Origin of the sequence: Corynebacterium sp. HMSC055D05 (assembly GCF_001810365.1) — a bacterium.
In the GTDB taxonomy this organism is placed as follows: domain Bacteria; phylum Actinomycetota; class Actinomycetes; order Mycobacteriales; family Mycobacteriaceae; genus Corynebacterium; species Corynebacterium coyleae.
On record NZ_KV801039.1, the window covers coordinates 789 to 8,091 of the forward strand.

3 protein-coding genes are annotated in these 7,303 nt (G+C 59.1%); all 3 read left to right on the top strand.

Translation table 11 applies throughout. From position 1 onward, the window contains the following. Positions 1 to 1,550: Rib/alpha-like domain-containing protein (locus tag HMPREF2734_RS02685; RefSeq protein WP_168163593.1), on the top strand; the 1,550-nt coding region annotated here is incomplete at its 5' end. Between the two features lie 11 nt (positions 1,551 to 1,561). Next, positions 1,562 to 4,084 (top strand): hypothetical protein, encoded by a 2,523-nt coding sequence (locus tag HMPREF2734_RS12160; RefSeq protein ID WP_210384722.1) that lies wholly within the window; start codon positions 1,562 to 1,564, stop codon positions 4,082 to 4,084. 482 nt (positions 4,085 to 4,566) lie between these two features. After that, on the top strand, positions 4,567 to 7,303 hold a 2,737-nt coding region (locus HMPREF2734_RS02695; RefSeq protein WP_210384723.1), incomplete at its 3' end, for a putative Ig domain-containing protein.

Consider the following 7,303-nt stretch of genomic DNA (forward strand, 5'->3'; position numbering starts at 1 on the left):
ACATCAAGGTCACCCTGCCGAACGGCAAGGTCATTGAGACCACGACTGACGAGAACGGCAACTGGTCTATCAACGTCCCGGCGGATGTGACGCTGAAGGAAAACGACAAGATGACAGTCGACGATGGTTCCGGCAACGCAACCGCCGCCACAGTACAGCCGGCGCCGGTACAGAAGCCGCTCACGGATGAGTTCGATGCGGTGTACCCGCGCACATATGTGCAGGTGGGGGAGTCGGCGACGTCTGTCACCCCGAACCTGACTCGCTTCACCAACGGGCGTGCCTTCCTGCGCCAGCCGCTCAAGGCCGCGGGTGACGTGACGTTTGAGGTGAAAAGCCCCGGCACGCTCAAGGACAACGGCCGCGTAGAGGCAACGGCGCCGGAAGGGGCGCAGGTTGGGGATACGTTCGGTGTGCCGGTCGTCGTTAAGTATGAAGACGGCTCCACCGACGAAGTTGTCGCAATCTTCGAGGTCATCGCCGGCAACTACGCCGACATGTACGACCCGTTGTACGAGGTAGGCCGCTCCGCGGCACCGGGCCAGCAAGCCAAGGTGCGTCAGGTGGGCGACCGTGATCTGCCGGAAGGCACCACGTTCACCATTAATCGCAACGCGTCCAACCTCAACGGCTGGGGCATCCAAGTCGATGAAACCACAGGCCTGATCAAGGCAACCGCACCGCAATCCCGAGAACACCGGGCAGAGGTTGTGGTTGTGGTGTCGTACCCAGATGGGTCGCAAGAAAACATCACTGCCCTGGTGGATCCGCAGGAAGCCAACGCAATGTCGGACACCATCCCGGTCAAGGACGCGCTGGTGCAAGTTCCCGTCGGCGTGGCGCTGGACGCGGATGTGGTGCCGGAACTGCCGGAAGACACCACATTTGCAGTAGGGGAGTTCTCGGACGAGAACTGGACCGTAGAGGTAAACAAGGACACGGGTGAGTTCACCGTGGTCACCACCGACAAGGTCAAACCGAACGACCGTGCAGTGGTGCCGGTTGTGGTCACCTTCCCGGATGGATCCCAAACCACCGTCAACGTCACCGTCGTTGCGGTGGAACCGAAGACCGCGAAGCACCAGCCTGCCTATGACTCGGCAACGATCGCCCCAGGTGAGCAACGCAAGGTGCAACTGAAGGCCAAGGCTGATGCCACCTACTCGCTGGCCGGAAACGCTCCGGGGCTGCGGTCGGTGATCGATCCGGCAACGGGCACGATCACCGTGGACGCGGACGCCGGCGCGAAGCCAGGTACGCGGACGCTGCCGGTGGATGTCCGCTACGCCGACGGTTCCGTAGAGCGCATCCAGGCACGCGTGGATGTCACGGCGGCAAGCGTGGACCCAACCTGCACCACCGCATCTAGCGGGTCGAGCACGTCGAGTACGTTCAGCACCTCGAGCTGCCCGGGATCCAGCGCGGATACCCGCAACGTGCTCGCCATCATCCTCGGCCTGCTTGCCGTGATCGGTGGCGCGGGCTGGGCGGCCTACATCAACCAGGACGCGGTGCGTGACGTGCTGCGCAACTTTGGCATCAGGATCTAAGGGGAACAACCGTGTCTTTGAAGAAAGCTGCACTCGCAGTCCTGCTCAGCGGCGCTATGGTGGCTCCGCTCGTGGCCGTCCCAGCGGATGCGAAAACCGTGCCGTACGGTGCCGGCTACCGCGTGGACCAAGATGCCACCAACGGTGCGTTCGACGGCACTGTGATCGAACCGGGCCGCCAGACCAACCTGATGTTCGCCAACCCGTTTTCCTCCCCGGGCAGGATGATGGCTAGCTTGGTCGCGGATGTCAAGGTTCGTGACCAAAACGAGGATGTTTACCAAGACATCGACCTCGCAGCGAACACCACCGTGACCAAATCCGACAACGGCAACGTGGTCACGCTAGTAACCAAACAGGACGGCGTGACGGTCACCCGTACCTTTACTATCGACGGCCCCGTGACCGACGTGAAAACCGTCGTCGAGGGCACACCGGGGCAGGACGTGCAGATTAGCTCCACGGTGTGGCTGCAGGAGCTCGAAGGTGCTTACACTGCCTCCTTTGATGAGGGGGCGAACCAGTTCCATCTCACACCGAAGACCCCGGGCTTTGAGGTCAACGTGGGGTTCAGCGAAGGCACCTACTCTAGCGCTGCAGCACAAGATTGGGATGAGCTCAATGCTGCTGTGAAGACTCGGGGTAGCGGAAAGGTCGGTGAGTCCGCCGGGCTGCAAAGTGGTCTTTGGCTGGAGCCTCTCGATGATTCGGGCAGGTTCGAAACCAGTGTGCGTATCGGTGTCACCACGCAGCAAGACGCCGCCGACACCGATGGCGACGGCCTGCCGGACATCTGGGAAGAGCAGGCGTTTACGCTGCCCAACGGCACAGAGATCGACTTGCCGCGCTTGGGCGCGGACCCGCAGCGTCCGGACGTGTTTTTGCAGTTGAACTGGATGCCGTCGGAGTGGGAGTCGCGTGGTTGCGCGGACCGCGACCGCTTTGATGTCTCCACCGGCGAGGTCCTGTCGTACCTCACCTGCTCGCAACTGAACAAAGAGATGTACCGCCCGAAGCGCGCGATGCTGCAGCAGTTGGAGCAGCTTTTCGACGCCCACGGGGTGAACCTCCACCTCGACGCCGGCCCTCTCTATGCCCCGGGGATCCCACCGAGCGAGCGCCGTGGCGGCCAGAATCGTGATCTGTTGCCGTATAAGGAGTACGCGTTTTCCACCGACAGCGCGAAGCGTCGCCAGCAGTTGGTGGATTGGCGCGACGAATTGCTGGGGGATGACCGTGGCGCGGTGTGGCAGGTCGGCGTGATCGGCGATCGTATTAGCACCCACCCGGATTACATCAACACCACGGGGGTGGGGTTGCGGGGCGAGAGTTTCTTCGTCGCCAAGGGTGCTGGCTTGAACACGGACGCTGAGTTCAACGGCACCATCCTCCACGAGTTCGGCCACGTGCTGGGCTTGGGCCACGACGGTGCGGAAACCCCAGAGGCGAAGGCGTACGAGGCGCTGCTGAAGCATTACCCGGCGGGACAGCAGGAGCGTAATTACATCCCTGAGTACAAGTCTGCGATGAACTACCTGTACCAGTTCTCGCACTTCAACCTCACCGAAGGCCCGGATCCGACCGTGGCCGGCAAGTTTGCGATGGATTCCGGCAAGCACCTTTATACGCCCTGCCCGGCTCATCTTTCCGGTACCAACTGCTTCGTGGGCAAGTCCGTCATTCCTGCGGATTGGGACAATCTGACGTTGCGGTCTAGCCACATCGGCAAGGCTGCCGGCATCATCGGACTGCCGAATAAGAAGCCCGAACTCGTGCACGAGGACATCAGCGCCTACGAACTCGCAGTACTCGCTGCGGCTGAGCACAACCATGAAGCAGGGCTTTCGCTTAATCGCGACGCCGGCAACGGCATCGCCCTTACCCACCCCAACAACGCGTTGAACGTCCGCGTGGAAAACCAGGGCTTTGACGCGCACACCTTCAAGGTGGAGGCACGCTGGGGCAACGGCCAGACCGCCGAGAAATCAATCGATCTTGCTGGCATCCTGAACGAGGAAAACCACGCCGCTAACCTTGCGATCCCGCTCGAGGACCTCTCCGGCGTCAGCGGCGCCAAGACACCAATTGAGGTGACGGTGCGCAACCAGGCCAATAAGGCCGTCTTCAATGAGACCTTCCAGATCCCGGTGCTGGACTACACCAAGCCGGAAGCCGAGAAGGTACTCAGCGAACTTCCCACCGCCGATGTGAAGCCGGAGGAAAAGAAGAAAGTGGAGCAGGTGCTGCGGCCGATCGCGCAGGCACCTGCCACCTCTACGCCTCCTCCGACGCCGACGCCGAAGCCTGCGCCGAAGCCGACCGTCACGGTGACCCCGCGCCCGAAACCAGCGCCAGCACCGGTGACTGAGACCCGCGGCCCGGTGGAAACCAAGGCGCCGGTGGACAACGAGTCCGATGGGTCGTCTGCAAGCGGTGGCGTCATCGCCGCAGTTGTGTTGGTGATCCTCGGCGCCCTAACCGCTTTGTTTGGTTGGTGGTACAAGAACGGGGAGCAGTTCAAGCTGCCGTTCTAGCGCTTGGCAGACCCTTGTAGCGACCTGCGCCCGTGGTGGGAAACCCCGCCACGGGCGCTTTTCGTGTTTGACGAGTGACCAGAAATACGTCACTATATACCCCCGTAATGGGGTGGGATAAAAATACTTACGTTTTTCTTAGCGTTAGCAACACGATGTTTCGATAAATGTGGTAAAAGGTAGATATTTTTAGCAAAAATGCTGGACGACTGTACATTGCGCCATTTTGCCCGCTTCTCGGGTGCACTTAAGGCGCTCACAGCAACTGATTTACGGTGGTATAACAGCACTGGCCAGCGGGTTTGTGGTCTGTTGTCGCTTAGGACTTTAAGGAAGTAGACAGCTGTTTTAGAACTCAAAGCTTCGTTGCTGTCTACTGTCAGGTTCTTTACGGTGGTGTACCTAGACCCTGCTGTAGGTGTGTTTTGTTTGCTAGTTGGGGTCGCAGAACTCTGACATTCAGACTTTTTGGAGGGAATTTAATGAAAAAAAGTCACATTGGTCGCCGTCGTGGCACTTCTGTAGCCGCGGCTGCACTGTCGTTTGCGCTTGTTGCACCGTTTGCTCAGCCGGTTGCATTCGCACAAGAGGAAACTGCGGCTGTCGCTGAAGCACAGGCCGCTGAAGATAACGGTGCGATCGTTGCTGACGGTATTGCGAATGGCTACGTCAAGAGCGCTACCGGCATGACGAATGCCAAGTCGACCCTGTCTGGTCGCGCATTTATCGACGATGGTTACGGCTTCAGCCCGACCGATGGTGGCCAGCAGGCTGTTCCGGAGGGCACGAAGGTCTACATGCAGTGGATCGATAAGGACGGTGCCGTTTCGCCGGTGTACGTCGCCCGCACCTCAGACCAGCTGAGCAAGAGCAACATCTCGCAGGCTGGACCGGGCTCTTACGTGTTCGACCTCCGTGAGCCTTGGGTTGATCACCACGGCAAGAAGCACACGTACAAGGCTTCCACGAACCAGTACTACCGCCTGTGGATTGACCCGTTTGTTGATGAGCGCAACGGCTTTACCGTCTACCCGTTCCGTCAGGTCGGTGGCTTCTTCCCGGGCGCATTCCGTAACTCGATGGGTGCTGATCAGCAGGGGGCATGGAACACCATCGGCACGAACATGCAGCGCACTGCTTTATTGATGCAGGCTGACCGCGATGTGCCGTACATGCACAAGCCGAAGGCTGATTGGGTCGCGGATACGGAACCTACGGTGAAGAAGCAGTCGGTCTCGTCCAAAATGAAGGGCCATGTCGGTGGCAAGGTCTGGCACGAGACCACTGATGCGCGTCTGAACGGTCCGAATGACACGCGAGATGTCCCGGCTAAGGATATGTACGTGGTCATGAGTGTCCTGACGCAGAAGGGAGCTGGTGAGTACGCTGCTGCAGTGGATACGCTCCCTGAGGCGCAGAAGCTGGCCGCTGCGAAGAAGCTCCTCACTGAGCACCCGGAATACATTGCGGCTACGGTGCGCTCGAAGGTTGGTGAAGATGGGTATTACTCTGTGAAGTTCCCTGAAGGAACTCTCACGAACGAGACGAAGAAGTACCTGTATGCGCATGTAGAGACTGCTGATGGCAAGATTCCGAGCGCTTACTCGGCATGGCGTGTTCCGCTGTTTAATTCGCCTAAGAACAACGGCACGCGTAACCCGGCTCCGGTCGCTGCGGCAAACCTGGTGCAGAATCCGATGTGGTACAACGTGAACTTCGCGTTGGTGCCACGTCACAGTGTTTCGTTGGATATTACGAACTACAACATGACGGACAAGCCGGCTGATATCGGTGATACCGCGAAGCTGGATGTGACCGGTCCGTTCCCGGTGACGCCAAACAAGGTTGTTTGGAAGAAGAACGGCAAGATCGTCAAGACCTGCGACGACATCGGTAGCGTTGCTGATGCCAATGCCTGCACCATCACCGTTCCGGAAGATGCTGAGACAGGCGATGTCTTCACCGCTGAGTTCGTCACTGGCGACAACACGGTGTTGGCCGCTGACTCGTTCACTGTTGTCGTTCCGGTTGTGCTTCCGTTCGGCTCGGTGAAGGACGAGTACAACGAGTTTGATGTGCTGTCCGTGCTGCCAAAGGAGCCGGAAAACAAGGTTGAAGGCGCTGAGCCGACTTACGAGGTGGATGGCCTTCCTGAGGGCCTGACGTTCGACCCTGAGACTGGTATCTCCGGTACGCCGGCGAAGCCGGGCACCTCTGAGGTGATTGTGACCCGCGACGTTAAGGTCATGGTGGAGGAAGAGCGTCCGGTTCTCGACGCAGACGGTAATCCGGAGTTCATGGATCCGTCGGCACCGGAGGATGAGCGCGTCATCAAGACCGAGACGGTTGAGGTCGAGGAAACCCAGCACGTTCGTGTACCTGCGCTGCTGACGGTCACTGACTCTCCGCTGAAGGCTGCAACGATCAATACCGAGTATGAGCAGGAAGTCGTCCCGACTGGTTTTGAGGGCCACCCGCACAAGCTCAAGGTGAAGGAAGGTTCGCTTTCGGTTGATAAAGAGACCCTGCCGGCTGGTCTGGACTTCGATGAGGAGACCGGCAAGATTACTGGTACTCCGACCGAGGAAGTTGAGGCTGACGAGGACAATCCAAACGTCACTGTGACGTACACCTTGGTTGACCACAACAATAAGGAGTACAAGGTGACCGACCGTGTTCCGCTGCCTGTTGGGCAGAAGACCACGGTTGATGATTCGAATGTGACCCCGGTTGATCCGACTGACAAGGAGCAGGGCACCGGCATCATCGTTAACAACCCGGATAAGGACACCAAGGTCTCGGCTAAGGATGAAGATGGCAAGGATGTTCCTGTCGTAATCAATCCGGAGACCGGCGAAATTGAGGTCATCCCGGGTAAGGACGTTGATGGTCCGATTACTGTGACGGTTGAAGACGAGGATCTGCCGGACGGCGGCAAGGTCGAGGTTGAGGTTCCGGTTAACGGCCACGAGAAGGATCGCGACGATAACGGTTCCGAGAAGACCACGGTTGATAGCTCCAACGTCAATCCGGTTGATCCGACCAACGATCCGCAGGACACCGGTATCAAGGTCACCAATAAGGATGACGACACCAAGGTTTCTGCGAAGGATGAGGACGGCAATGACGTCCCGGTTGAGATCGATGAGAACGGCAACGTCGTCGTTACACCGGGTGAGGACGTCGATGGTCCGATCGACGTGACCATCACCGATCCTG